20 protein-coding genes are annotated in these 24,268 nt (G+C 67.9%); 14 read left to right on the top strand and 6 right to left on the bottom strand.

What is annotated here, in order from left to right:
- The first annotated feature begins 2 nt into the window (after window positions 1-2).
- From AB0L70_RS11595 to AB0L70_RS11570, 6 genes are all read left to right on the top strand, one after another.
- The gene (locus AB0L70_RS11595; RefSeq protein WP_363682730.1) at window positions 3-569 is read left to right on the top strand and encodes a hypothetical protein; all 567 of its coding nucleotides are present in this window, start codon (window positions 3-5) and stop codon (window positions 567-569) included.
- A 118-nt stretch (window positions 570-687) separates the two neighbouring features.
- Window positions 688-1,446, top strand: coding sequence for a RodZ domain-containing protein (locus AB0L70_RS11590; RefSeq protein ID WP_363682728.1), 759 nt, complete (start codon window positions 688-690; stop codon window positions 1,444-1,446).
- Window positions 1,447-1,499: 53 nt separating this feature from the next.
- Window positions 1,500-3,218, top strand: a complete 1,719-nt coding sequence (locus tag AB0L70_RS11585) for a radical SAM protein (protein WP_363682726.1) — start codon at window positions 1,500-1,502, stop codon at window positions 3,216-3,218.
- On the top strand, window positions 3,215-3,829 hold the full coding sequence (gene pgsA / locus AB0L70_RS11580) for a CDP-diacylglycerol--glycerol-3-phosphate 3-phosphatidyltransferase (protein WP_363682724.1): 615 nt from the start codon (window positions 3,215-3,217) through the stop codon (window positions 3,827-3,829). Before AB0L70_RS11585 ends, pgsA begins: the two co-directional genes overlap by 4 nt.
- An 11-nt stretch (window positions 3,830-3,840) precedes the next feature.
- A complete protein-coding gene (locus tag AB0L70_RS11575; RefSeq protein WP_363682722.1) occupies window positions 3,841-4,326 on the top strand; it encodes a CinA family protein in 486 nt (161 codons plus the stop codon).
- A 163-nt stretch (window positions 4,327-4,489) separates the two neighbouring features.
- Window positions 4,490-4,780, top strand: coding sequence for a helix-turn-helix transcriptional regulator (locus AB0L70_RS11570; RefSeq protein ID WP_360455209.1), 291 nt, complete (start codon window positions 4,490-4,492; stop codon window positions 4,778-4,780).
- 44 nt (window positions 4,781-4,824) lie between these two features.
- Here AB0L70_RS11570 and AB0L70_RS11565 read toward each other — a convergent pair whose 3' ends face one another.
- The 3 genes from AB0L70_RS11565 to AB0L70_RS11555 all read right to left on the bottom strand — a co-directional run bounded on the left by AB0L70_RS11565 (window position 4,825) and on the right by AB0L70_RS11555 (window position 10,764).
- Complete coding sequence (locus AB0L70_RS11565) at window positions 4,825-5,265, bottom strand: DUF4262 domain-containing protein (protein ID WP_363682719.1); 441 nt, start codon at window positions 5,263-5,265, stop codon at window positions 4,825-4,827.
- 105 nt (window positions 5,266-5,370) lie between these two features.
- Window positions 5,371-6,171 (bottom strand): DNA-formamidopyrimidine glycosylase family protein, encoded by an 801-nt coding sequence (locus AB0L70_RS11560; protein ID WP_363682717.1) that lies wholly within the window; start codon window positions 6,169-6,171, stop codon window positions 5,371-5,373.
- A gap of 3 nt (window positions 6,172-6,174) precedes the next feature.
- The gene (locus tag AB0L70_RS11555; protein ID WP_363682715.1) at window positions 6,175-10,764 is read right to left on the bottom strand and encodes an ATP-dependent helicase; all 4,590 of its coding nucleotides are present in this window, start codon (window positions 10,762-10,764) and stop codon (window positions 6,175-6,177) included.
- 142 nt (window positions 10,765-10,906) lie between these two features.
- On the opposite strand from AB0L70_RS11555, the gene AB0L70_RS11550 reads away from it, so the two are divergent.
- The gene (locus tag AB0L70_RS11550) at window positions 10,907-12,067 is read left to right on the top strand and encodes a hypothetical protein (RefSeq protein WP_363682713.1); all 1,161 of its coding nucleotides are present in this window, start codon (window positions 10,907-10,909) and stop codon (window positions 12,065-12,067) included.
- Between the two features lie 2 nt (window positions 12,068-12,069).
- Entirely contained in the window at window positions 12,070-12,264 is a 195-nt protein-coding gene (locus tag AB0L70_RS11545) for a DUF3046 domain-containing protein (RefSeq protein ID WP_363682711.1), read from the top strand.
- 12 nt (window positions 12,265-12,276) lie between these two features.
- Here AB0L70_RS11545 and AB0L70_RS11540 read toward each other — a convergent pair whose 3' ends face one another.
- The 3 genes from AB0L70_RS11540 to AB0L70_RS11530 form a co-directional block, all read right to left on the bottom strand.
- Window positions 12,277-14,397 carry an MMPL family transporter gene (locus AB0L70_RS11540; protein WP_363682709.1) on the bottom strand — a complete coding sequence of 707 codons (2,121 nt, stop codon included), beginning with the start codon at window positions 14,395-14,397 and terminating at the stop codon, window positions 12,277-12,279.
- Between the two features lie 82 nt (window positions 14,398-14,479).
- Window positions 14,480-15,040 carry a GrpB family protein gene (locus tag AB0L70_RS11535; RefSeq protein ID WP_363682707.1) on the bottom strand — a complete coding sequence of 187 codons (561 nt, stop codon included), beginning with the start codon at window positions 15,038-15,040 and terminating at the stop codon, window positions 14,480-14,482.
- 42 nt (window positions 15,041-15,082) lie between these two features.
- Window positions 15,083-15,499: a hypothetical protein gene (locus tag AB0L70_RS11530; RefSeq protein WP_363682705.1), complete on the bottom strand. Its 417-nt coding sequence runs from the start codon at window positions 15,497-15,499 to the stop codon at window positions 15,083-15,085.
- A 625-nt stretch (window positions 15,500-16,124) separates the two neighbouring features.
- On the opposite strand from AB0L70_RS11530, the gene recA reads away from it, so the two are divergent.
- The 6 genes from recA to AB0L70_RS11500 all read left to right on the top strand — a co-directional run.
- Complete coding sequence (gene recA / locus AB0L70_RS11525; RefSeq protein WP_363682703.1) at window positions 16,125-17,201, top strand: recombinase RecA; 1,077 nt, start codon at window positions 16,125-16,127, stop codon at window positions 17,199-17,201.
- Between the two features lie 1,228 nt (window positions 17,202-18,429).
- A complete protein-coding gene (locus AB0L70_RS11520) occupies window positions 18,430-18,942 on the top strand; it encodes a regulatory protein RecX (RefSeq protein ID WP_363683387.1) in 513 nt (170 codons plus the stop codon).
- An 892-nt stretch (window positions 18,943-19,834) separates the two neighbouring features.
- Window positions 19,835-21,262 carry an alkaline phosphatase family protein gene (locus AB0L70_RS11515; RefSeq protein WP_363682701.1) on the top strand — a complete coding sequence of 476 codons (1,428 nt, stop codon included), beginning with the start codon at window positions 19,835-19,837 and terminating at the stop codon, window positions 21,260-21,262.
- Between the two features lie 214 nt (window positions 21,263-21,476).
- Complete coding sequence (locus AB0L70_RS11510) at window positions 21,477-21,872, top strand: hypothetical protein (RefSeq protein ID WP_363682699.1); 396 nt, start codon at window positions 21,477-21,479, stop codon at window positions 21,870-21,872.
- A 144-nt stretch (window positions 21,873-22,016) separates the two neighbouring features.
- Complete coding sequence (locus AB0L70_RS11505; protein ID WP_363682697.1) at window positions 22,017-22,571, top strand: Rv0909 family putative TA system antitoxin; 555 nt, start codon at window positions 22,017-22,019, stop codon at window positions 22,569-22,571.
- Between the two features lie 628 nt (window positions 22,572-23,199).
- Window positions 23,200-24,268 (top strand): Rnase Y domain-containing protein (locus AB0L70_RS11500; protein ID WP_363682695.1); only part of this gene is annotated, 1,069 nt, incomplete at its 3' end.

The raw sequence follows: 24,268 nt of genomic DNA, 5'->3' as shown, positions 1-24,268 counted from the left end.
CCGTGTCCGCCGCAAGCGCACTGCCCAGGCAGGAACATTTCGACCTCGACCCCAAGCCCGTGCCGTTCACCGTGCGTGCGTCGCAGCGGGTGCACGGCGGGCTGGCCGTAGGCGCTGGTCTGGTCGCGATCGGCTTCGCCGCATCCGGATCCTCCAGTCCCACCGGCGTACTGCGATGGATCGTCGCGGCGGCCTTCGCCGTACTGGCGGTGATTTGTGCTCGGGCGCTGACAGTGGGGGACATGCTCGTCGCCGACGATGTCGGCATCCGGTTGCGAATCCGCAACGAATGGGTTGGGACGCGCTGGGAAGACATCGAGGAGGTGACGGTGCTGCAGCGCCGTCATCCGCTCGACGACGGCCGGATTGCCGTGCATTTGCTGGATCCTGGGCCGGTCCTGAGTGCGATGCCGAGTTCGACTCGCAAGACGACCGATGCGAACCGCCGCCTGACCGGCTCCTCTCTCGCGGTACCGTTCGGGTTGACGGCTCGGCCGTCGAACGGGGAAGTGGTACAGGCACTGCACATGTTGGCGGATGCCAGATGTCCGGTCAGGGAACAACTCTGAATCTGCCGTGACCCCGTCGCACCTGAGACGTTGAATGGCCGTTGACGTGATGTTGGCGGTCCGGCTGACGATGTCGGTCCAGTGAGTTCGATCGGGCGATGGAGAGGATGGTGGAGACGTGAGCATCGGCAGCGAGCTCACGGCGGCCCGTGAACGGGCCGACATGACGATCGAGCAGCTGAGCGCGGCGACCCGGATCAGAACCGGGTTGCTCGTCGCGATGGAGGCCGACGACTTCTCCCGTTGTGGCGGCAACTTCTACGCCCGTGGTCACATCCGCGCGATCGCTCGCGTGGTCAAGGCCGATCCCGCACCGCTGATCGCCAGCTTCGACGCCGAGCAGGCCGTCGAGGAAGACAAGACCCGGCGCGAGGAACGTGCCGCCTCCAAAGGCCCGAACCTGCGCCCGGCCCGCCCGCGATGGGCTGTTGTCGTCGGCGCGATCCTGGTCATCCTGATGGGCTGGGGGATGGTTCGCCTCTTCACGCTCCCCAGCGACATCGAGGCGAACGCCTCCAAGACCGCGACCACCACCGCGACGGTGACCACGCCGACGCCCAAGCCGACTCCGAAGCCCACGGTCGTCCCGACCCGAAAGCCGACGAAGAAGCCGCCGGTCCTGAAGACGGCGCTCACGCTGACTGCGAAGGGTGACGGCACCTACCTGACGGTCCGCGACAAGAAGGGCAAGCGGCTCTTCCAGGGCCACCTCGGCACCGGGATCGCCCAGTCGGTCACCAGTTCCGGCGATGTCCGCGTCACGGTCGGCAACCCCGCGAACCTCATCGTCACGCTGAACGGCACCCGCCGTACGACGAAGTTCTACCGCTTCACCGCCCACCCCAACGGCACTCTGACGAACAACGCCACCGCGTAGATCACGCTCACCGGGTTAGGTGGGGACCTGCACGGCGAGTCATACTCGTGGGGATGACTACGCCACAAACCACCGTCGCCCTGGTCACGCTGGGCTGTGCCCGCAACGATGTCGACTCCGAGGAACTGGCCGGCCGCCTCGAAGCCGGCGGGTTCCGGCTCGTCGAGGACGCCGCCGAGGCCGACACCGTGGTGGTGAACACCTGCGGGTTCGTCGAAGCCGCGAAGAAGGACTCGGTCGACACCCTGCTCGCCGCAGCCGACTACAAGGACTCCGGCCGTACGCAGGCCGTCGTCGCGGTCGGCTGCCTGGCCGAGCGGTACGGCGATCAGCTCGCCGAGGCGCTCCCGGAGACGGACGCGGTCCTCAGCTTCGACGACTATGCGGACGTCTCGGACCGGCTCCGCTCGATCCTGTCCGGCACCAAGCACCAGCCGCACGTCCCGCGCGACCGCCGCAAACTCCTGCCGCTCGCCCCCGCCGACCGCGCCGCCACCACCGGCGTAGCCATCCCCGGCCACGGCGACCACGCCCCGGCAACTGACGGCGGTCACCCCCAGACCCCGGTCAGCGGCGCTGGACCCGAAGCCCACGACGATCAGACCCAGATCCGGCACGGCGACCACGCCTCTGCGCAACGGACGCAGGTCGGCTCCCACATCCCTGAGCAGCTCAGGCCGGTGGGGGACGTGCCGGTGTCCGACGGCGAGCGTCAAGGCCTCAAGGGCCGCTTCGTCACCGGCAAGCCTGAAGAGTTGAAGATCGAGGCTCCTGACCTTGCCGCCGCCCCGGCGAGTGGTCCGCGGGTGATGCGTCGCCGGCTCGACGGTGGCCCGATGGCTCCGCTGAAGCTCGCCTCCGGGTGCGACCGTCGCTGTGCGTTCTGCGCGATCCCGATGTTCCGGGGTGCATTCGTCTCCCGCCGACCGGGTGAGGTCGTGCGCGAGGCCGAGTGGCTGGCGGAGAACGGCGTACGCGAACTCTTCCTGGTCTCGGAGAACTCCACCTCCTACGGCAAGGATCTCGGCGACCTGCGCCTGCTCGAGACCCTGGCAGGCGAGATCGCCGCCGTCCCCGGCATCATCCGCGTCCGCGTGTCCTACCTCCAGCCCGCGGAGATGCGCCCGACCCTGATCACCGCGATGACGTCGACTCCCGGCGTCGTCCCGTACTTCGATCTCTCCTTCCAGCACGCGTCCGGCCCGCTGCTGCGCCGGATGCGCCGCTTCGGCGACTCCGAGCGCTTCCTCGAGCTGATCGCCCAGGTTCGCGCCCAGGCCCCGACCGCCGGGATCCGCAGTAACGTCATCGTCGGCTTCCCGGGCGAGACCGAGGAAGACGTCGACATCCTGTGCGACTTCCTCTCCCGGGCCGGCCTGGACGCGATCGGCGTCTTCGGCTACTCCGACGAGGACGGCACCGAGGCCGAGACGTACGACGGCAAGCTCGACGAGGACACCATCGCCGCCCGGCTCGACCGGGTCACCCGCCTCGCCGAGGACCTCACCTCCGCCCGAGCCGAGTCCCGCATCGGCGAACTCCTCGAGGTCCTGATCGAGTCCCTGGACGACGACGAGGCCGAAGGCCGCGCCGCCCATCAGGGACCCGAGGTCGACGGGTCGACCACACTCACGGGCCTCCCGGAGAACATCCGGGTCGGCGATCTGGTGTCCGCGAAGGTGATCGGGAGCGACGGGGTCGACCTGATCGCCGAGTTCGCGGCGCTCGTGAGCCCCCAGGACAGCCGTCCGGCGGCTAACCTGACCGCGTGACCAACCCTCCGAACCCGGCGCAGCGCGCCGGCCACCTCCACGCGCCCAGCGCGTGGAACGTGCCGAACGCGCTCACCGTGCTGCGGCTGGTCCTGGTCCCGCTGTTTGTCTGGCTGCTGCTCCGCGACGGTGGCACTGGCGAAGGCAATCGCCTGCTGGCGACCGCCGCGTTCGTGGTGGCGATCGTCACCGATCGGTTCGACGGGGACATCGCTCGCCGGTGGAACCTGGTCACGAATTTCGGCAAGATCGCCGACCCGATCGCTGACAAGGCTCTCACCGGTGCCGCCTTCATCGGGCTGTCCTACCTCGGCGAGCTCCCGTGGTGGGTCACGGTGGTCGTCCTGGTCCGCGAGTGGGGCGTCACCGCACTCCGGTTCTGGGTGATTAGGCACGGCGTCATGCCGGCCAGCCGCGGCGGCAAGCTGAAGACCGTCCTGCAAGCCATTGCCCTCGGCCTGTACCTGCTCCCGTGGCAATCCTTCGCCTTGCTGCACTGGACCGCCGTGGCATTCATGGCGGCGGCCGTCCTCGTCACGATCGTCACCGGCCTGGACTACGTCGGCCGAGCCCTCCGCCTCCGCGCCGCCGCCAAACGGCCACTCCCGTAGAGGTGAGCTTGATGGAACACGAAGCGGTCCTGGAGCGATTGGTCGGAGCGCTGAAACAGCGTGGCGCAACAGTTGCCACAGCTGAGTCTCTGACCGGCGGTCTGGTCGGAGGCGCGCTGACAGATGTGCCGGGCGTGTCGGCCGTGTACCGCGGTGGCGTGGTCGTCTACGCGACCGAACTGAAGGCTCAACTCGCAGGCGTCCCGGAGGACCTGCTGGCCGCTGTCGGGCCGGTCCACCCGGACACGGCCGCCGCATTGGCCACAGGCGTCCGAGAGCGGCTGGACGCCACCTACGGCCTCGCCACGACCGGTGTAGCCGGTCCGGACCCTCAGGACGGCATCGAAGCCGGCACGGTGTACGTCGCGGCGGCCGGACCGGCGTCTGTACAGGTGCGAAAGCTGCAGTTGACCGGCGACCGGGCTGAGGTCCGGTGGGCGACTGTTGAGGCCGTTCTGGAACTCGGAGCAGCTTTGGTGACGGAAGAACTCGACTGATCGGCATGTTGAGACCAGCATGGGAACAGGTAGGGCAGACTGGCGCGGCGCACCGAAGGTGGACATTGCGAGGAGTAGTGACCCGGCAACGGGTACCGTTGGTTCCTACGGTCGAGCTACCGTGCGTGTAGACACGACTGGACAGGCGGAAGGGAGAAACCTCATGGTGCTGGTTCGTGGCCTGCTGGGCGACGTCCTGCGGCGTAAGCGGCTGCGCCAGGGGCGCACTCTCCGCGAGGTGTCTGCCGATGCCCGCGTCAGCCTCGGCTACCTCTCCGAGGTGGAGCGCGGCCAGAAGGAAGCCTCCAGCGAGCTCTTGGCTGCCATCTGCATGGCCCTGGAAGTCCCGCTGTCGACGGTCTTCGCCGAAGTCTCCGAGGATCTGGCCCGCGAAGAGGCCCTGGTTCTCACTCACCCGACCATCGAGCCCGAGGTCGTCGCCTCCGCCGCCTGACCGGTCCTGGTCCAGGCGAAAGCCGGGGGAGTGCTGCGTTGCGGTCATCGGGCGCCTCCGTCCGGGGTATGGCCGGTCGTTGCCGGCCGCATGAGAGTGATGCGGGTTGCCCAGATGAGCTGGAGTGCTGGGATCGGCGGCCAACCGGGCCGGCGGAACATCTGGTTGGCCGTGTAGAGGTGCGTCGCCGAGTCCGGGAAGCGGAGTAGCTCGGCGGGCTCTGGTGGCGGGAAGAACTCGGACAGGTCGTCGCCCTCGTCGAAAACCGCGCCGTCCATCACCGCCCAGGCCAGCGGTTTGAGCCCTCGATAGGCCCAGCACGGGTCAGGATCGAAGACGATGAGCTCCGGGTGCCCGTACAGGCTGAGTCCCAGCGAATACCCGAAGGCTGGATTGCGTACTCCGTCGCCCTCGATGTACTGCATGGCCCAGCCGTAGGTCTGGATGTTCTGCTCGATCTGGCGTGAGAACTGCTCGTGGGTCACGCCACCGCACCTGTCACACATCACCCTCTCCTCTCCTTCGAACAAATGTTCGATGCGTCAGAGAAGGTATCCGCGTTCCGTCCCGGTGATGGGGTTATCCACAGGTCAGTTCTCGGACTGATCGCCCTCGGGTTGGCAGGCCGGGCACCAGCAGGTGACCCGGTCCCGAGGAGGTTCGCCGATGGTCGAGGTCAGAATCGTCGTACCGCAGCGGCGGCAGGGTTTGCCGGCGCGTTCGAAGACCCAGGTGCGCTGACCGGGGCGATCGACTCCGGTGCTCACCTGCGTGCCGTTGCGCAGGTTGGCCTTCATCAGCCGCCGGCTGAGATCGACCGCCGCAGGCAGATCGACCGCGGAGACGGGTCGCCACGGATGCAGACCGAGCAGGAAGCAGACCTCGATCCGATAGAAGTTCCCGATGCCGGCCAGATTCCGCTGGTCCAGCAACGCCTCGCTGATGGTTCGCGACGGATCCGCCTCGAGGTTGGCAATCGCCTGCTCGCGATCGAACGACGGAGACAACAAATCCGGCCCGAGATGACCGACCACGGTGTCCTCAGCATCTGTCGCGACGAGCTCGAGCACGGGCAGCCGGTACCCGACGGCCGTCCACGCGGCAGTCTCGAGGACGGCACGGATCTGGTGATCAGGCCCGCCACGCCAACGCTCCTTGGGCCGGTACAGATGCCAGCTCCCGTCCATCCGGAAGTGGCTGTGAATCGTCACGCCGCCGGACACCCGCATGAGCAGATGCTTGCCCCGCGCAACCACTTCCAGCATCGTGCGGCCGCTGAGATCGGTCGTCGCCAAGGACGGCACGCGGAAGTCCGTACGGGTCAGCTCCTGCCCGGCCAGCGCCTGGTTCAGCCGCTTGCAAGCCCTCCAGACCGTATCCCCCTCAGGCATGGCTCAGGCCCGTAGCCTCAGGCCTCGCGGCGTGGCGTGGAAGCCCGCCTTCGCCAGCGCATCGCCGAAGGCCGTATGCCGCACCTGCTCACCATCGGCCGTCTCCACACTCAACTTCCCGAGCTGGCCATCGCGGATCGACAGGGCCAGCGCATCGACCGCAGGCTGCAGCAAGTCAGGATCCTCGGTGAAGCTCAACACGGTCCGCCCGCCGCGTTCGACGTACACGATCAGCTGGCCATCGACCATCACGACCAGCGCACCGGCCTTCCGCCCCGGTCGATGGCCGCCCGCGCTCTCGCGCTCGGGCCATGGCAGGGCAGCGCCGTACGGGTTCGCAGGGTCAGAAGCAGCCAGTACGACGGCCCGCGCTGTCAGCTCCTCATCACGCCGACCGCGTCCAGTCCCACCGGTCCCCGGCAGCTCAGCCAACGCCCGCAGCCGATCGACCGCACCGGGCAGAGCGAACTGGGCAGCACCGAGCCCAGCCACGAAGTACCCGCGCCGGCACCGCCCCGACTCCTCGAACGCGCTCAGCACCTTGTACACGGCGGCGAACCCACCCGGAGTCCGCTCGGTGATCACCGACCCGCGCGTGACGATCCCGTACCGATCCAGGAGAGTCTCCGCCGCAGCATGTGCCCGTCGGGTTGCATCCTCGCTCCGGGCCGGCAGCAACGACCACCGTCCGCCCGCCGTCGGCGGACCACTCCGCGACGGCATCGTCGGACGTCCCGGTCGCATCTGACGACCCGGCCGCGCCCGAGGTGTCGTACGTCGAGCTCGATGACTCCCACGCCCTCCGCCGACCAGCGAGCGCACCGGAGCCAACGTGTCGTTGGTCAGATGACCTGCCCAGACGAGATCCCACAGCACCCCGCCCAGCGTCTCGTCGTCCACCGCGCCCGAGGCCGCGCCGACGACATCGCTCAGTTGCCGGAAGAAGAACGCGCCACCACCCGACAACGCATCGAGCGCAGCCTGATGGGTCTCGCCGAGCTCGAACGCAGGGTCTGGATCGGGCAAAGTCAGATCGCAGTTGTCCGCGAGATGCAGAGACACCCACCCATCCGTCCCCGGCAGCGAACCCGAACCTGCCCACACCACTTCGCCGGTCGCGGTCAGCTCGTCCAACATCGACTGCTGATACCCCGGCACGCGCGACGGCAGCACGATCGACTCGAGCGCCGACGCCGGCACCGCGCATCCGGCCAACTGCTCGATCGCGCCGAGGAGTACGTCGTACCCACGCCCGCGGCTGCTGGTGATCCCTTGCCACGCAGGCAGGAACCGGGCGAGCGCAGCCGGATCAACCGGCTCGACCTCCTTGCGCAGCGCGGCCAAGGACCGTCGTCGAAGCAAGCGCAGAACCTCGCTGTCGCACCATTCCAGTGCGATCCCGCCCGGCAGGAACTCACCCTCGACAACGCGTCCAGCCGCTCCCAATCGCCGAAGCGCATCGTTGACAACGGCAACGCCGATCCCCAAATGCGTCGCGAGATCGATCGCCCGGAACGGGCCGTGCGTCCGCGCATACCGCGAGACCAGGTCTCCAAGTGGATCCGCAACCGACTCCGCATGCGCCTCGGCAACCCCTGGCGGAATCGGTACGCCGAGGGCGTCCCGCAACCGCGCCACGTCCTCAACGACTGCCCAGCGATGCTCACCGGCGACCCGAACCCGGACCACTCGTCGAGCCGATGCCAAGGACGTCAACCACGACTCAGCATCGGAACCGTCGACGCAGCGCTGCGATGCCTCGGACAACGACAACGGACCGACCATCCGCAGTACGTCGAACAGCCCCTCCGCGTCACGTGCTCGGCGATCCTCCGCGAGCCGCTGCAGCTCGGCCTCGGTCCGCAGCACGACCTCCGCGTCGAGCAACTCGCGCAGCTCGGTCCGCCCGAGCAGCTCGGCGAGCAGACTCTGGTCCAAGGCAAGCGCGGCCGCACGCTTCTCCGCGAGTGGACTGTCGCCCTCGTACATGAACGCGCCCACATAGCCGAACAGCAACGACTTCGCGAACGGCGACGCTTCTGACGTCTCCACCTCGACGACCGAGATCCGCCGCTCGCTGATCCCAGTCAGCAGATCCTTCAAGGCAGGCAAGTCGTAGACGTCCTGCAGCACCTCGCGCAGAGTCTCGAGCACGATCGGGAAGGAGCCGTACTTGCTTGCCACACTCAACAGCTGCGCCGACCGCTGGCGCTGCTGCCACAGCGGCGACCGTCGGCCCGGATTTCGTCGCGGCAGCAGCAATGCGCGTGCCGCGCACTCCCGGAATCGCGCGGCGAACAAGGCGGATCCACCAACCTCGGTCGTCACCAAGTCCTCGATGTCCGCCGGATCGAACAGGATCAGCTCCGCACCCGGCGGCGCCTCGTCCGTCTCCGGCAACCGCAGCACGATCCCGTCATCACCCGAGACCGACTGCGCGTCCATCCCATACCGATCGCGCAGTCGCGCGGCGATCGCCAGCGCCCACGGTCCATGCACCTGACCGCCGTACGGCGAATGCACGCAGACTCGCCAATCGCCGAGCTCGTCGCGGAAGCGCTCGACCACGATCGTCACGTCGTCCGGCACTCGGCTGGTCGCGTCTCGCTGCTCGGCGAGATATGCGACCAGGTTGTTGGCGGCGTACTCGTCCAGGCCAGCAGTCCGCGCTCGCTCGACCGCCTTGCCTGCGGGCAGTGCAGCCATTTTCCGAACGAAGGCGCCGGTCGCCGCACCGAGCTCCGCCGGCCGTCCGACCGCATCGCCCTTCCAGAACGGCAACCGACCCGGCTGCCCGGGTGCCGGGGAGACCAGCACCCGATCGTGGGTGATGTCCTCGATCCGCCAGCTCGACGCGCCCAGCGTGAACACGTCCCCGACGCGCGACTCGTACACCATCTCTTCGTCGAGCTCGCCGACGCGGTGGTTGGTCGACTCGCCGACCAGAAAGACGCCGAACAGCCCGCGGTCCGGGATGGTCCCGCCACTCGTCACCGCGAGCCGCTGCGCACCGGGGCGGCCGGAGATCTCGCCGCTAACCCGGTCGAAGACGATCCGCGGCCGCAACTCCGCGAACTCGTCCGACGGATACCGGCCCGAGAGCATGTCCAGGACCCCGTCGAAAGCCGACCGTGGCAACGTCGCGAACGGCGCGCATCGTCGTACCAAAGCGAAAAGCTCGTCGACGTCGATCGAGTCCAGGGCAACGATCGACACGATCTGCTGTGCCAGTACGTCGAGTGGATTGGCCGGGATGTGCAGGCTCTCGATCAGTCCATCGCGCATGCGTTGCACGACCACGGCCGTGTCGATCAGATCGCCACGGAACTTGGGGAACAGGACGCCGCGCGACACCGCACCCACCTGGTGACCGGCGCGACCGACGCGCTGCAGTCCACTGGCGACCGATGGTGGCGCCTCGACCTGGATGACCAGATCGACCGCACCCATGTCGATACCGAGCTCGAGGCTGCTCGTCGCGACCACACACGGCAGCCGGCCGGACTTCAGGTCACCCTCGATCAGCGCCCGTTGCTCCTTGCTGACCGAACCGTGGTGTGCCCGCGCGATCAACGGTGGCGCCGCCAGCGATGCGCCGGACTGGGCCATCACCTGCGCCGGAGAACCCTCCTCCTGCAGCTCGAGCTCGGCCCGATCGGCGGCGATCTCGTTCAGCCGGGCGGTGAGGCGCTCGGCCAGGCGGCGCGAGTTCGAGAAGACGATGGTCGATTTGTGCTGACTGATGAGATCGAAGACCTGCTCCTCGACATGCGGCCAGATCGAGGCGTGCTGCGGGGGACCGGCAGCCGATCCGGACGTCTCGAGCTCAGTGGACGCCAGCTCGGCCATGTCCTCGACCGGTACGACGACACTCAGGTCCCACTGCTTCGTGAACTTGGGCTGCACCACGGTCACCGGCCGCTCGCCACCGAGGAAGCGCGCGACCTCCTCGACCGGCCGCACCGTTGCCGACAGCCCGATCCGCTGCGCCGGCTTCGGCAGCAGAGCGTCGAGCCGCTCGAGCGTGAGGGCCAGATGCGCGCCGCGCTTCGTCCCCGCGACCGCATGCACCTCGTCCACGATGACGGTCTCGACGCCGCGCAGCGACTCCCGCCCTTGCGATGTCAGTAGGAGAAACAGTGATTCCGGCGTCGTGATGAGTACGTCGGACGGCCGCGTGGCGAACCGTCGTCGCTCGTTGGCCGGCGTATCACCCGATCGAACCGCGACCTCTACCTCGACCGGCGCCTCACCGAGCCGGCGTGCGGTCTCGCGGATCCCGATCAGTGGCGCGCGCAGGTTGCGCTCGACATCGACCGCGAGCGCCTTCAGCGGCGACACGTACAGCACCCGGCAGCGCAGCTTCGGGTCGTCCGGAGGCGGGATGGTGGCCAGTCGGTCCAGCGCCCAGAGAAAGGCCGCCAGCGTCTTGCCTGAGCCGGTTGGGGCAACCACCAGCGCGTCCCGGCCCGCGGTGATCGCGTCCCACGCCTCGAGCTGGGCCGGGGTCGCCGCCTCGAAGACGTCGCCGAACCACGCCCGGGTCGCGGGCGAGAACCGGCTCAACGCGCTGGTCTTCTTCACGCTGACCATCTTGCCGGGTCGCGCCGACAGTTTTCATCAACCGCCCGATCACCCGGCAATCACCCGGTGATGACCTTCCGATCGCCGACGGTGAGCAGGTGGTTTCCGTCCGGTGCGGATCTTGTCCCCATCGTCTGGAATGATCGTCGCCATGATCAACCGCGTACGTGCAGCGCTCGTCGTCGCGGCGTGCCTGGTCGCACTGACCGGGTGCGTCAAGGTCGACGCCGACCTCAAGGTCGGGTCGAACGAGACGGTTTCGGGCTCCATGAAGATCGGCGTCGACAAGCAGCTGCTGGAGGCGAGTGGTCAGTCGCTCGACAAGGTCCGGGGGCAGATCGACAAGTCGATCAAGGACACCACCACCGACGGCGTCAACTGCAAGCCGTTCGACGACGACAAGTACGTCGGGTCGGACTGCAAGTTCGAGAGCGTGCCGTTCGACAAGATGGGCAGCTCGAGCGGCGACGGCGTGAGCTTCCGCAAGGACGGCAGCAAGGTCACCGTCTCGGTGAAGGACTCGAGCCTGGGCCAGGTCCCGTCCGGCAGCAACCCCGAGGTGAACTTCAAGATCACCATGCCGGGCAAGATCCTCGAGCACGACGACGGAGCCTCGGTCAGCGGCCGGACGGCGACGTACGACACTCTCGACAAGCTCGGCAAGGTCTCGCTGACGTCCGAGGCGGGCAGCAGCTTCCCGGTCTGGTTGCTCATCCTCATCATCGTGCTGGTGCTGCTGGTAATCGGTGGCGTCCTGTTCTTCGTCCTGCGTGGACGCAAGGCGAAGGCGCAGCAGGGCTACGGGCAATACCCAGGTCAGTACCCGGGCCAGCCGGGGCAGTACGGCGGCCAGCCGGGCTACGGACAGCAGCCTGGCTACGGCCCAGGCGGTCAGTACCCAGGACAGCCCGGCCAGTACGGCGGCCAGCCCGGTCCGTACGGCGGTCAACCGGGGCAGTACCCGGGTCAGCCGGGACCAGGCCAGCCTGGTCAGGGGCAGGCGCCGTATCCGGGACCGGGTGGGCAGCCGCAGTACCCTGGGCAGCCTCAGCCACAGCAGGGCCAGCCGGGGCAGGGTCAGTGGGGTCCGCAAGGACAGCCGCCGCAGCAAGGCCCAGGTGGCTGGGGACCGCAGCCGGGGCAGGGCCAACAGCCCGGCCAGGGCCAGCAGGGACCGCCGCACGGCCAGCAGCCGCCGCAGCAGGGCGGATGGGGACAGCAACAACAGCAGGGCGGTCCGTCGGCGCCTCAGCAGGGGCAGCCGCCGCAGCAGGGTGGCTGGGAGCAGCCACCGAAGGACGACAACGGGTAGGCATGAGACTGACGGAGTTCTGGGACCGGATGGATCAACATCTGGGTTCCGCCTATGCACGGACCTGGGCCGAGACCCAGGTCGTGCAGGGCCTTGGCGGCCGCACGGTCAACGAGGCCCTCGCCGACGGAGAGCACGCCAAGTTCATCTGGCGCGCTGTCTGGGCACACCTCCAACTTCCGCCGAGTGACCGCTGAGGAGCCGAGCGGTCAGGCCTTGGTGAGGCTCGCTTCCGGCTCCGGCTCAGGCAGGTCGTCAGCCGGCTCCGGGTCACGCTGACGAGACAACCGGCTCGGCCACCACAGGTGCCGGCCGACATCCAGGTTCAGCGCCGTGACCAGCACGGACCGGACCACGATGGTGTCGAGCAGTACGCCGAGTGCGACCGCGATCCCGATCTCCGCGAACGCAACCACCGGCAGCGTCGCCAGCACCGCGAACGTTCCCGCCAGCACCAGCCCCGCCGAGGTGATCACGCCACCGGTCGCCGCCACGCCGATCAGCGCACCGCGCCGGGTGCCGTGCACCTTCGCTTCCTCATGGACGCGCGTCATCAGGAAGATGTTGTAGTCGATGCCCAAGGCAACCAAGAACACGAAGACGAAGAGCGGGAACGAAGTGTCCGCGCCCTCGAACCCGAGTGCCTTGAACACCAGCGAGCTGATTCCGAGCGCGGCAGCGAAGGACAGCACGACGGTTGCTACCAGCAACACCGGCGCGACCAGGGCCCGCAGCAACAGCGCGAGGATTGCCAGCACGACCGCGAGCACGACCGGAATGATGATCTTGTTGTCGTGATCGGCGGCCCGCTGGGTATCGAGCACAATGGCGGCCCCGCCGCCGGCCAGCGCGTCCGCACCCGGTACGGCGTGTACTGACGCCCGCACGCGATCCACTGTGTCCTTCGCGGCCTGGGTGTCCACCGCATCGGTCATGGTCGCCTCGAGATACGCCACCCCGTTGGTGATCCGCGGCTCGGCAACTGCCGCAATACCTTGCGTCGAGGACATCGCCGTACGGACCTCTGCGGCTTTGTCGGCGTTGCTCACCACGACGAGTGGGTTCCCTGCGCCGGCGGGGAAGTGAGCCGCCACGACCTTCTCGCCGACCACGGAGTCCGGCGTACCGACAAAGGATTCCTCGTTGGACAGTCCGTTGGCCTGGAGCGTCAGGATGCCGAGTGCGGCGGCAGCCAGGAGGACAGACGTCGTGACCCAGGTCAGCCGCGGCCGTACGGCGATCCGCCTGCCGATGCGGCCCCAGACACTCGTCTCGGTGTGGTCGTCCGAGCCGTACGTCGGACGCACCGGCCAGAACACCCAGCGACCGCAGATGACAAGCAGCGCGGGCAGCAGAGTCAGCATTGCGAGCAGTGCGATCACGATGCCGACCGCTGCGACCGGACCGAGTCCACGAGTGGAGTTGAGTGACGCGAACAGCAGACAGAGCATGCCTGCCACCACTGTGGATCCGGAGGCGATGATGGCCGGTCCGGATCGGTGGAGGGCGAAGGCCATCGCCTCGTGTCTGTCTTCGTGCCTCCTGAGCTCTTCGCGGTATCTGGCGACCAGTAGCAGGGCATAGTCCGTCCCTGCACCGAACACCAGGACTGTGAGGATGCCTGCGCTCTGCGCGTTCACCGTCAGGTCCGCTTGGGTCGCCAGGACATAGACGACCGCCTGTGCCGCGAACAGTGCGACACCGGCGGACAGCAAGGGCAGTAGCCACAGGACTGGGCTGCGGTAGGTCAGCAGGAGGATGACGATGACTACGGCCGCGGCTGAGTACAGGAGCTTGCCGTCGATCCCTGCGAACGCTTCCTGCGAGTCAGCGGCGTACCCGCCCGGTCCGGTCAGGTGGAACGACAGCCCGTCGGGGCGGTCGGCAGCAACGCGTCTGATGTCGTCAGCACGAGCACCGATCGTCTCCCAGCCGCCAGTACCGGCGTTGATCGGCACGAGCACCTGCAATGCCTTGCCATCCTCAGAACGGATCGGCCCGATCACATCCCGGTCCACGTCCTGCAAATCGCCGTACTGGGCCAGATGCCGACCGACGGCTTGCTGGTCGTCCGGGGTGATACCGGACGAACGCTCGTACACCAGCACCGCTGGGATCTCGTCCGGTGACGAGAACTGCTGGGTCGCCTTCAGAACCTCGGTGGACTCGGCCTTACCGGGCAGCCAGGAGACCGCGTCGTTCTCCTGCGCACCGGTCAGTTTGCCTGCCGGGCTGAAGGACACCGCGATAGCCACGATCCACAGCGCCAGCACGATCCACTTCGACACCTTGCCGCACGGCAACGCCGCCAGCCGTCCCGCTCCAGCCACCCGAACCACCCCCGAGTCCAGCCTGGCTGGTGCGCTGGGAACGGGTCAACGACCCTGGAGTAGTAGTGCCCTCACACTGCGTTCAGGGAGTCCAGCCAGTGCTGGCGGCCCATTCCTCGGCAGGTAGGTAGATCAGGTCGCAGACCGGGTCCTTGAGGTCGGTGTAGTCGCCGACGTCGAGCTTGAACATCGCAGCCTGGCGCTTGAATGTGCCGTACGCCTTGGCCGTGTCCGGATGGCTGCGCAGGTAGTCACGGAAGAGCAGGGCATAGCGCTGGTTGGCCCGGCCGGCCACACGGATGTGCAGGTTCACCTTCCGGCGGTACATCGGTTCGACCACCAGGCGCTTCACCCACTGCGGGTCGTCGGCAGGCAGCCCGGGCACGACGTGATCCCGTTTCGCGGGGCGGGACTCCCAGTCCGCGGCAACCATTCGCTCGACCACGTCGTCCAGTTCGGGTTCCGTCCCGACCGTCACCTGCATGTCGATGATGTCCTTGGCGGGCAAGCCCGGTACGGACGTCGATCCGATGTGGTCGATCCGCTGCGCCAGTTCGCCCAGCAGGCCGCCGACCGCGTGTGCTGTCTTCTCGTACTGCGCCGGCCAGCTCTCGTCCGGTCGGGCGATGACGATCCCAGTCATGACCAGATCATCCCAGTACCGCGCCTCCGGCCCCAGTCCTGGTCAGGTCGGCTTGACCCGGAACGTGCTGTTGGTGAGCAGGTCCGCGGCCTCGTACGCCGCCTTGCGGATGCCCTTGCGTTCGTCGAAGAACCCGCCGACGACGCCGACCCCGGGGAGCTTGCCGATGAACCGGGCGCCGAGGCTGCCACGTGGGCGCTCCTCGAACACCTCACCGAGCCCACCGAACAGCTTGCTGATCCGCCACACCAGCCGGATGCCCTTACGCACCCCGGCCTCCTCGGACTCGTCGCCGAGCCCCAGTTGCTTGGCGACGTCCTGTCCGGCCGCGGTCGGATCGTCGTACTTCAGTACGTCGTCCGGCGTGATCGGGCGGTCCGTGAGTACGCGTGCGATGACCGCCGTACGGTCGGCATGCGCATCGACGCCGTACTCGCGGCAAACCGCGCCGATCACCATCGCCTGGACAGCCGCCCCGAGGGTGTCCTTGACCGGCAGCCGGTCCGCGGCCGCTCCGCTGATCCGGGGGGAGTCCGGCGACGACGGCAGCGAACCCGCCGAGGCGCTCGACCCACCAGTCGCAGCGCTTCGCCAGCGGCAGTGTCGGCCACTCCGCGTGCCCCGGCACCTTCATCTTCAGTAGCCGGTCGATCGCCAGGATCAGACCCTTCTCAGCCAGGTTGGGTTGCTCCTGGGCGGAGTACTCGGTCAGGATGCTGCGGATGCCGAACGGGTCCTGCGTGCGGAGCGCGTCGAGTACGGCGTCGATGCCGAACTCGACCCGGCTGAGCGCGAGGACGACAGCGGAATCGGGTACGTCGGGACGGTCGGTCACGACCGCCAGGGTAGGGAGTCGGCGGGCCAGAATGGTTGTCGGGGCAGGTTCGGCGTGTCACTTGCGATTCGAACACGTGTTCGGGATAGTTTGGGTCCTGAAGGTGCGCCGGGCGGCCGAAGTTGTCCACAGATTTGAAGTGGCGACGAAAACTGTCCGAGCTGATGGATACCTTCTCTGGCGACACGAGAAGTCCTCCGGGCGGCTGGGAAGCGGCCCCGATTATGAGATGGGTCAGGTGGCAGTCACATGGCTGGTGCAACGGCGAGTGCGGAGCGCGCGGCGAGCGATCGCGAGAAGGCGCTTGCTACCGCGCTGACGCAGATCGAGCGGCAGTGCGGCAAGGGTTCGGTGATGCGCCTGGGGGAGCAGAACAGGCCTCCGATCGAGGTCATCCCGACCGGGTCGATCGCGCTCGACATCGCGCTCGGGATCGGCGGTCTGCCGCGCGGTCGCGTGGTGGAGATCTACGGTCCGGAATCCTCCGGTAAGACGACGGTCGCCCTGCACGCGGTGGCGAACGCCCAGCGGGCCGGCGGGATCGCGGCCTTCATCGACGCGGAGCACGCGCTCGACCCGGAGTACGCGAAGAAGCTCGGCGTCGACACCGACGCGCTGCTGGTCTCGCAGCCCGACTCCGGTGAGCAGGCACTCGAGATCGCCGACATGCTGGTCCGCTCCGGCGCGATCGACATCGTCGTGATCGACTCGGTGGCCGCGCTGGTGCCGCGGGCCGAGATCGAGGGTGAGATGGGTGACAGCCACGTCGGTCTGCAGGCCCGGTTGATGAGCCAGGCGCTGCGGAAGATGACCGGTGCGGTCAGCGGGACGAACACGACCGCGATCTTCATCAACCAGCTGCGCGAGAAGATCGGCGTGATGTTCGGCTCCCCGGAGACGACGACCGGTGGTAAGGCGCTGAAGTTCTACGCGTCGGTGCGGCTGGACGTGCGCCGAATCGAGTCGCTGAAGGACGGTACCGACGTCGTCGGTAACCGGACCCGCGTCAAGGTCGTGAAGAACAAGGTGGCTCCGCCGTTCAAGCAGGCCGAGTTCGACATCATCTACGGCCAGGGCATCAGCCGCGAGGGCAGCCTGCTCGACCTCGGCGTCGATCAGGGCTTCGTCCGCAAGGCCGGCGCCTGGTTCACCTATGAGAGCGACCAGCTCGGCCAGGGCCGGGAGAACGCGCGGAACTTCCTGCGCGACAACCCCGATCTGGCCAACGAGCTGGAGAAGAAGATCAAGGAGAAGATGGGCATCGGCCCGACTCTCGACGCCCCGGCCGACGCGGCCGCCACGGCCGAGGTCGATGTCGACTTCTGATCGGCCCGCTGCGGACGGCAGCGTCCCTCGGCCCCCGGCCGACGACGCTGCCCCCGCAGCCCTCTCCCTACCCCACGCCGACCGCCTAGCCCTGGCCCGAAAACTTCTGGCCGAGGGCGTGGCCGGGTCCGCGTCGGCGCGGGATGTTCGTCCGGCTCCCGCGACGCCCGCGGCACCCGCGCGGAGCCAACCAGACGACGTCGCCGAGCGTGCATCTGACGTTGGTGGTCGCGGCGGTGAGTCTGGTGCGGATCGGGGCGCCGGCCGCGGGGAGCGTCGTACTCGTGGTCGTGGGGCTAGTGCGAAAGCCGCTGAGCCTTGGGCTGATTCGGATGACTTCGCGGGCGATGAGCCGTCGGATGCAGGGTCTGCTCGCGGTCGCGTGGGCAGGATCAGGCGGACCGCGGCGGCGTACGACCCGTGGGCAGATCCTGAAGACGTTGCCGCGGGCCCCGAGAAGGTCGCCGGGGGAGGTCAGGAGGACGGCCGCGCTGAGTCCGGTCGCCGAGGTAAGCGGAAGTCGTCGTCCAAGGCTGGGTCGGACGCACAGGCCGTTGACCCGTGGGGTGATCTGAACGACTCCGCGAGTACAGAAGCCTCTGTCGCGAGCGCGGCTGAACGGCTGGCTGCGGCACGAGCCTTCGCCGATGACGCACCCGAGCCACCCTCGAGCCGACCGGCAACCAAACCAACACCTGCACCTGAACCTGTCACGCGAGCTCCTGCGCCTGACGAGCTGACCTCGAAATCTCGCACGCAGTACCCCGGACCGGACGACTCGGTTCCCGGATCCGACGACGCGTCGGTGGAGGTCGCCCCGAACCCGGCGCCAATCTCCCGGAAGAGTCCTGCCCGAGCTCGTGATTCACGTCCAGAGCAGGTCGACCCCTGGGGCGAGTCCTCCGGCGTGACAGCAACGCCGCCGGACCCAACCGTGGCTCGAGCTCCTGAACCTGCCGTTTACTCATCCGTCGATGAACAGCCGGATGTGGCCTCCGTAGCCCAACCGTCTCGTGGAATCACTGGTCGCACGGATCAAGAGCCCGCACCCTGGCGGCCCGATGCGCGCCCGGAGCAAACGCCTACAGCCCGCGAGCCACGTGAGGAGCCTGCGGCGCGGCGGTCTGGTGGACGCCGAGGTGTTGCTCGGCGGGAGTTTGGTGGGGGGCGTCGGAAGCGGCGGGGGGCGGAGGGGCCGGAGGGGGCGGCGGATCCCGGGTTGGACGGGGTGGAGGATCCGGCGTCGGCGGCTCGGACGATCTTGTTGGACAAGTTGTCGGGGCAGCCTCGGACTCGGGCTGAGTTGGCGGGGTTGCTGGCTGAGCGGGAGATTCCGGACGAGGTGGCCGATGAGGTGCTTGATCGGTTCACTGAGGTTGGGCTGATTGACGATGCGGCGTTCGCGAATGCCTGGGTGGAGTCGCGGCATCGTGGGCGTGGGTTGGGGAAGCGGGCGCTGGCTCAGGAGCTTCGTCGTCGGGGTGTGGATGACGAACTGGCGCGGGATGCGTTGGACGAGTTGGAGCCTGAGCAGGAAGAGGAGACGGCTCGTGCGCTGGTCCGAAAGAAGCTTCGGTCGATGCGTTCACTCGATCGTCAGGTCGCCATGCGGAGACTGCTCGGAATGCTTGCCCGCAAGGGATATCCCGGTGGTCTCGCGATGAACATCATCAAGCAGGAACTGGACGCCGGCCACGAAGAACTCCCTCTCCTAGACCCCTCCGGCATCGAAATCGAGTAAACCCCCGACATCGAGTCCGACAAGCTCCCCGGCACACCTTGAGCAGGTGCTGGTACGGCTGCCCGCTTGAAGGAACGTCCTCTGACGTGCTGGGCAGGTGGTGGTCTGGGGCGTCGGGTCCGTGGGGCGTTTTCCGCGTGCCGTGCGTGTGGTGGTTGAGGGGTGTCGGGTTCGACGGGCGTTCTCTGACGTGCCATGCGTGTGGTGGCCAGAGTGTCGGGTTCGGGGAGCGTTCTGTGACGTGCTTAGCGTGTGGTGGTCTGGGACGTCGGTTCGAGGCGCGTTCTCCGAGGTGCTGGACGTGTGGTGGTCGGGGCGTCGGGTTCGAGGGGGGTTCCCCGACGTGCTGGGTGTGGGGTGGTCGAGGGTGTTGGGTTGGGGGGCGTTCTGCGACGTGTCGGGCGGGTGGGCGGGGCGTTGAGTTTGAGGGGCGTCTACTCGTATGCCGAGTGAGTGGTGGGCCGAGGCGGCGAGTCGGGGTGGCCTGGGGGCTTTGCAACTTGAGGTTGTGCGGACGTCGCCGGCAACCTGCTGCGTGAGCTCCTCGGTCTCCCGGACGGCATCGTTGGGGCGGGTTGGTAGAGCTCTGTGGTTTGGGTTTGGCGTGGGGGCGGAGGGTTGTTGTTGTGCGTGTGGGTGGCTGGTTGCGGGGTTGGCACTCGGGTTTGGGGGGCTCGGAGCTTCAGGTGGTTGTGGGTGGGTGGGGAGATCACCAGTTGTGGGGGTGGTCTGGTTTGGTTAGGTGAGCTGGGTTGAAATCGTTTACCTGGGGACAAGGTTGTGATTGGAAACTAGTTCTCCAACGTTGGAGTGGGGGCTGGGTGGTGGTCATGTTCGGGGCGGAATGTCGGTGGTCGGAATCACCGTCTATCCCCCCGAGAGGTTCCGCCCGATGTCTGATTTCTCTCGCCGCCGTTTCCTTGGTGGCGCAGCCGCTACTGCCAGCCTGGGTGCTGCCGCAGCCTTGATGCCTGCCAGTGTGCAGAAGGCGCTGGCTACTCCGCCGCCGCGCCCGGCCCGGCTCCGCGACATCAAGCACGTGGTGATGTTGATGCAGGAGAACCGCAGCTTCGACCACTACTTCGGCACACTGTCCGGAGTTGCGGGGTTCGACGACCCGCAGGCGATCAAGTTGTCCACCGGACGCAACGTGTTCCACCAGCCCGATGCCGAGAACCCGGACGGCTACCTGCTGCCGTTCCACCTCGACACCCACTCGACCAACTCGCAGGCCATCCCGTCGACGAGCCACGCGTACTCCGTGCAGCACCAGGCGTGGAACGGCGGCAAGATGGACGCCTGGCTGCCCGCGCACCGGGCTGCGGACAAGGCCAACGGGCCGTACGTGATGGGCTACTACACCCGTGACGACATCCCGTTCCAGTACGCGCTCGCGGATGCCTTCACGATCTGCGACCAGTACTTCTGCTCGGTCCAGGGTCCGACCTGGCCGAACCGCCTGTACTGGCAGACCGGAACGATCGACCCGGGCGGCACGCTCGGTGGTCCGATCACCTCGAACTCGCTGCCGAACGGCGCCTACCGGTGGACGACGTACGCCGAACGCCTTGAGGCAGCTGGTGTTGGCTGGAAGGTCTACCAGGACCAGGTTGGGCTGAACAGCTACAACATGCTGCCGCACTTCCAGCAGTTCCAGGACGCCGCGCCCGGTACGCCGCTGTACGAAAAGGGCATGAAGGTCTCGTCGCTCGGCCAGTTCGAGTACGACGCTCTGCACGACCAGCTGCCGACCGTGTCGTGGCTCATGACGGCCGGTGGGGTTTCCGAGCACCCGAAGGAGATGCCGGCCGCCGGTGCCGACTTCGTTGCCTCGAAGATCGCCGCCATCGCCGCCAACCCGGACGTGTGGAAGAAGACCGTCTTCATCCTCAACTACGACGAGAACGACGGCCTGTTCGACCACGTCGTACCGCCGACTGCTCCGGCCGGTACGGCGGACGAGTACGCGCTCGACCTGCCGATCGGTGGCGGGTTCCGGGTGCCGTGCATCATCGTGTCGCCGTGGACCGCGGGCGGCTGGGTGAGCAGCCAGAAGTTCGACCACACGTCGGTCGTGCAGTTCCTGGAGAAGCTGACCGGGGTCAAGGAGACCAACGTCAGCCAGTGGCGCCGCCGGACGTTCGGTGACCTCACGTCGGTCTTCCGTCAGGACCACACGGCCAAGCCGCCGCTCCTCCCGGAGACGGGTGCCCGGCTGAACCTGGCCACCTACGAGACGGCGCAGTTCCCGGCGCCGACCTTCCCCGGGGCGGCGCAGGTTGTCCCGCACCAGGAGCACGGCTCGCGACACCGCCTCTGACCGCCGGCGAATGAGAAGTGACCAGGCGACCGCCCCATCGCCTGGTCACTCTTCCGCAGCACGCTGGTCACTCCTCCGCGGAAGGCTGGTCACTCCTCCGCAGCAGGCTGATTGCTGTGCCGCAGGAGGCTGGTTGCTCTGCCGCAGAAGGAGCGCCGCGAGAGTTCCCAGATGTTCAAGCCCCGGGCATCACCGGCGGCGTAGCGTGAGCGGCATGGCGAGCTTGGAGGATGTGGAGCGGCTGGTCGCGGCCCTGCCGGAGACCGTCGAGACGACGCAACGTGGCACGCGGGCCTGGGGTGTGGGCGGGAAGACGTTCGCGTGGGAACGGCCGTTCAGCAAGGCGGACCTGAAGCGGTTCGGCGACGAGACCCCGCCGGACGAACCGATTCTGGCGATCCGCGTGGAGGATCTCGCCGAGAAGGAAGCGGTGCTCGCGGCCCGCGCGGACGACGGGTTCTTCACGATCCCGCACTTCGACAACTATGCCGCCGTACTGGTCGAGCTGGACCGGGTTTCGGAGACTGCGCTGGGTGAGGCGCTGCTCGACGGATGGCTGGTTTTCGCCCCGCCGAACGTGGCGAAGGCACGGCTTGGCGACGGAGAGTGACGGTACTCGAAGGGCCGTGAGCGGCGAGGGGCGTTGACGGGTGCGGTGTGACGGTGTGTTATCCGAAGTAGGACCGGTGCTTTGACCGGCCCGTACGCTGGGGATTTTCCGTCGATCCGCCCCTGACACACCGCGGAGGGTGCAATGAACGATTTCCAGGAACAGGCTAAGAACTGGCTCCGGAACGTCGTCAAGCAGAACCCGGACAAGATCAAGGCCGGCGTAGAGAAGGCCGGAGACCTGATCGACAAGCAGACCGGGGGGAAGTACGCGGAGAAGGTCGACGCGGTCCAGCAGAAGGTCGGCACCTTCGTCGACAACCAATCCTCCGAGCAGACCACCTCCGAGCAAGCCTCCGGACAGGCGCCTGAGCCGACCCCCGGACCGAGCGCCGACGGCACCGCGCCGTCCCCCGAGACCACCTCCGAGCAGGCCGATGGCCCGACCGAAGCCCGGACGGCTGGAGCGGATACCCCAGCCGCCGAGGGAACGGTCGTCGGCGGCACAGTTCCGGATGCGTCCGAAGGTCCGGACGTCTCGGCCGGCTCCGGCACAGAAGGCGCCGCCACCGGCAGCACCGCCACCGGCCAGACGGACGCCGGCAGCACCGCCACCGGCCAGACAGACGCCGGCCAGACAGACGCCGGCAGCGAAGACAGCGAAGGCAGCGCCGACCCGCAGGCCGGTCCGCGTCCATAGGGCGGACCGCCGCATAAAAGCGGAGCCCGGCCGGCACCTCGAACCGCAGGTCGCCCTGGGCTGTGTCACGCCCAGGGCGACCTCTTTGTGGAGCAGACCAGCACAGACGGTGGTCATAACGGGCCAGAGCGGCTGTGGTGCGCGCCGTGATCGGTGGGGTGGGCTGTGAGTGTCCGTCTTGACCGGCTGGTGGGGCACGCCTAGCCTCGGGATCAAGAAGGGATCACTCCACCGAACGGTGGCGGACATAGCACCGGCGGGCCGGTTGTTTTCGGCCACACCGGCCGGGAAGAAGACACGAAACAACGCTCGACCGAGCTGAAGGCAGGACGACGGCGGCAGGTAGCGCCGTCGGATAGGCGGCACCGCGACGGACGGATCCGGCGGTGGCAGCGACCAGGAGCATTGACCGTGGGTGACGCACACCCTGGCGAGGCTCCGGCAGCCGCCACGATCGGCACCCGGACGGCGTCGGCTGTTCACAAGCACAACCCCGAACAGCGCCAACCCCGCATCGCCGGACGACGGTGATGCGTTCAGCCGTATCCGCGACCGTACGAGTGGCTAGTCCCTTCGACCGACGCCAAAGCTCCGCCTGCGCGGGACTCGAAGAAGAGGGGAGATGCCGATGACGCCGACGTCGCTCGGGCTGACCCTGATCGGACTGCTGATCGCCGGCCTGCTGGGCTGGATCGGCTTCACCCTCTCCCGCCGAAAGGCCGCCGATACCTCCACGGCCGCCGCGAACGCGCAACTCGAGGCCGCTCACATCGCGGCCGGTGCGAAGACCGCGGCCGACTCGCTCCGCCGCCAGGCCGAGGAAGAGGCCGCCGTACTGCGGGTCCGGGCCGAGACCGCCGAGCAGCGGGCCGAGGAGGTGCGCCGGGCCGCGGAGGATCGCGCCTCGGAGGTACGGCGGGAAGCCGACCAGCGCGCGTCCGACGTACGGCGGGAAGCCGAGGCCGAAGCGCAGTCGATCCGGGACGACCTGCGGGAGCAACGGCTCGAGATGGAGCGTCGGGACCACCGGTTGACCGAGCGTGAGGACCGGCTCGACGAGCAGCACCGCTCGATCGAGGAGCGCCAGGTCGAGCTGACCGCGCAGCTCGCCGAACTCGAGCAGCACAAGCTCGAGATCAAGGACCTGGAGGACGAGCGCCGCCGGATCCTCGAGGGCGTCGCGAACCTCACCACCGAGCAGGCGAAGGCCGAGCTGGTCGCGTCGATCGAGGCGGAGGCGAAGCGGCACGCGCACACGATCGTCCGCGATATCGAGCGGCAGGCGCTGGACGAGGGCGAGACGAAGGCGCGCAAGATCATCACCGGCGCTGTGCAGCGGCTGGCCTCGGAGCAGACCAGCGAGTCGGTCGTCTCCGTCGTACACCTGCCGAGCGACGACATGAAGGGCCGGATCATCGGCCGCGAGGGCCGCAACATCCGGTCGTTCGAGCAGACCACCGGCGTCAACCTGATCATCGACGACACCCCGGAAGCGGTGCTGCTGTCCTGCTTCGATCCGGTCCGGCGGGAGACGGCGCGGCTGACCCTTGATTCGCTGGTGCTCGACGGCCGGATCCACCCGAGCCGGATCGAGGAGATCTACGAACGCACCGAAGCGCGCGATGAACGCGGGATCGGCGACCAGCAGGCTGTACGAGTTCTGCCCCTCGGCATTGTTCGGCCCGTGCGCGTAGAAC

The sequence above is a fragment of the Kribbella sp. NPDC051952 genome, assembly GCF_040680855.1.
In the GTDB taxonomy this organism is placed as follows: Bacteria; Actinomycetota; Actinomycetes; order Propionibacteriales; family Kribbellaceae; genus Kribbella.
Note: the sequence above shows the minus strand (reverse complement) of the source record. Positions and strands in the feature narration are given on the sequence as shown.

Coding starts and splice junctions, on each gene's coding strand:
- AB0L70_RS11585 (WP_363682726.1), top strand. CDS start 1,500: ATGACTACGCCACAAACCACCGTCGCCCTGGTCACGCTGGGCTGTGCC.
- AB0L70_RS11575 (WP_363682722.1), top strand. CDS start 3,841: ATGGAACACGAAGCGGTCCTGGAGCGATTGGTCGGAGCGCTGAAACAG.
- AB0L70_RS11570 (WP_360455209.1), top strand. CDS start 4,490: ATGGTGCTGGTTCGTGGCCTGCTGGGCGACGTCCTGCGGCGTAAGCGG.
- AB0L70_RS11560 (WP_363682717.1), bottom strand. CDS start 6,171: ATGCCTGAGGGGGATACGGTCTGGAGGGCTTGCAAGCGGCTGAACCAG.
- AB0L70_RS11555 (WP_363682715.1), bottom strand. CDS start 10,764: ATGGTCAGCGTGAAGAAGACCAGCGCGTTGAGCCGGTTCTCGCCCGCG.
- AB0L70_RS11550 (WP_363682713.1), top strand. CDS start 10,907: ATGATCAACCGCGTACGTGCAGCGCTCGTCGTCGCGGCGTGCCTGGTC.
- AB0L70_RS11545 (WP_363682711.1), top strand. CDS start 12,070: ATGAGACTGACGGAGTTCTGGGACCGGATGGATCAACATCTGGGTTCC.
- AB0L70_RS11535 (WP_363682707.1), bottom strand. CDS start 15,040: ATGACTGGGATCGTCATCGCCCGACCGGACGAGAGCTGGCCGGCGCAG.
- AB0L70_RS11530 (WP_363682705.1), bottom strand. CDS start 15,499: ATGGTGATCGGCGCGGTTTGCCGCGAGTACGGCGTCGATGCGCATGCC.
- recA (WP_363682703.1), top strand. CDS start 16,125: ATGGCTGGTGCAACGGCGAGTGCGGAGCGCGCGGCGAGCGATCGCGAG.
- AB0L70_RS11515 (WP_363682701.1), top strand. CDS start 19,835: ATGTCTGATTTCTCTCGCCGCCGTTTCCTTGGTGGCGCAGCCGCTACT.
- AB0L70_RS11510 (WP_363682699.1), top strand. CDS start 21,477: ATGGCGAGCTTGGAGGATGTGGAGCGGCTGGTCGCGGCCCTGCCGGAG.
- AB0L70_RS11505 (WP_363682697.1), top strand. CDS start 22,017: ATGAACGATTTCCAGGAACAGGCTAAGAACTGGCTCCGGAACGTCGTC.